Origin of the sequence: Clostridium sp. 1001271st1 H5 (genome assembly GCF_005845215.1) — a bacterium.
Classification (GTDB): domain Bacteria; phylum Bacillota; class Clostridia; order Lachnospirales; family Lachnospiraceae; genus Enterocloster.
The window spans coordinates 1-1,618 of the sequence record NZ_SPHO01000062.1; the positions used below are offsets into that span (position 1 = coordinate 1).

The 1,618-nt window shown below is 54.9% G+C and carries 1 protein-coding gene; it reads right to left on the reverse strand.

Annotation, left to right across the window (positions count from 1 at the left end):
- Nucleotides 1-1,618 (reverse strand): suppressor of fused domain protein (locus tag FGS84_RS30555; RefSeq protein ID WP_138311884.1); only part of this gene is annotated, 1,618 nt, incomplete at both ends.

Here is a 1,618-nt window from a genome sequence, read left to right on the forward strand (position 1 = left end):
CAGTCCATGTCATCGTCCTCGGCTTCTTCCTTGCGCTGGCCGGTCAATTCCTCCAGAACCGCCTTTCCGTCCTTGATGGGAGCGGAGAGCATCTTCTTTCGATACTCCTCTACTGTTTTGAGGTCAAATTCGTAGAAGTCCGCATTGTGCTCCGGATCGGCGTTCATCACCAGACACTCCAACAGCGTTTCATCATCCGCCTTGATGAGCACGGGAACAAAGCCCTCCCGTACCCCCAGCCGCTGGGCGTAGCTGTATGCCGACATGATGGGGTCATCATCTGCCATGGATGGGAAATAGGTACACTCGCAGTCCAGATACTCCATGATGGCCTGAGCAACCTCGGAAGGCTCCAGCGTATCCTCGTCGAAGTCCTGTCCCTGCCAGTTTTCAAACCGTTCCCCGATCACCTCTGCCATAGCCTGATAGTAGTCCTCGTCAAAGGGGATGAACAGGTATGCCTCCTGCTGGAACTCATTGGAGTGATACCGTTCCGGGCCGAAGAAGCGGAGGGCATTGTCGTCAATGTCGGCGGGATAGTAGGGACTGTCGCCCTCTCCGTAGTAATAGCCGGCAAAGGCGCGACCTTGCTGATTGAACAGCACAGAGAACAGGCAGCCGTCCAGCTCATCTTGGATGAATGCCCTCAGGTCTACGCTGGCAGGGTCGGCTTTGACCTGTTTGGCCACTTCGCTGTATTCTTTCAGGAAGTCCTCACCCATCAGGTCATGCTCCATGCACCAGCGCAGATAGATGGCCATGTGGTTATAAGCATTGATGGGGTCAATAGGCAGTTCCTTCTCCTCAATGCTCTCAAGGTGATAGGAAGCGTCGTCCATCTCACCGTCAAAATCATCATTGGAAAGAGTGCCACGAGTGATAGCATCCTGGCGGGTGGGGTTGACCACAAAGCTGATGCCGTTCATTTTGTCCAGCAGGGCGTCTGCGTCATGGGCCAGCTTATATTCCAATTCATCCCGGTAGAGGGGGATCACCTGATAGAAGTTGACCTCCTCGCCGCTCGGAAGGATGCAGACTTCGCTGCCATCTTCGGTATCCTGGGGACCAGTCAGAATGGCGGCGCACAGCTTTGTGTCCTTTGCAAAATCCTCCTCATTGTCCATGGTATGGCCGAAGCCCAGCCAGGTATCGCTGGCAATGGGAAGGCGGGCCAGGGTTTTCAGCAGGCGAATGGGCCAGTACCACCGCTCATCCTGCATAGATTCCTGAACCAACTTCCAGTCCGCAGGCAGCGCGATAGCCAGCTCCGCCCGCTCCAGCTTGTATTCTGCCAGTTCTTCCGGCACATTCATCCGGTGAGCACCCATACCCATGGTGACCAGGGTATAATAGTCCCGCTCCTCAGTGGGCGGCACGATGCAGATGTCCACATGGATGTCCGGGGAGACCAACTCGTGGAACACATTCTCGACCTTACCGAAATACTGCTCAATGTGACCCTCGACGGCCTCCATCTCCTCCTCTGTGTAGACTTCGGGATTACTGAATTCTTCCTCATCCTGTGTGTCATCATTGTCTGAGTGGTCGCAGCTGTCATCCTCTGGATCTCCCTTTATAGGCTCGTAACCGATCTTCAGGGTCATCTGTTCCTCTGGCA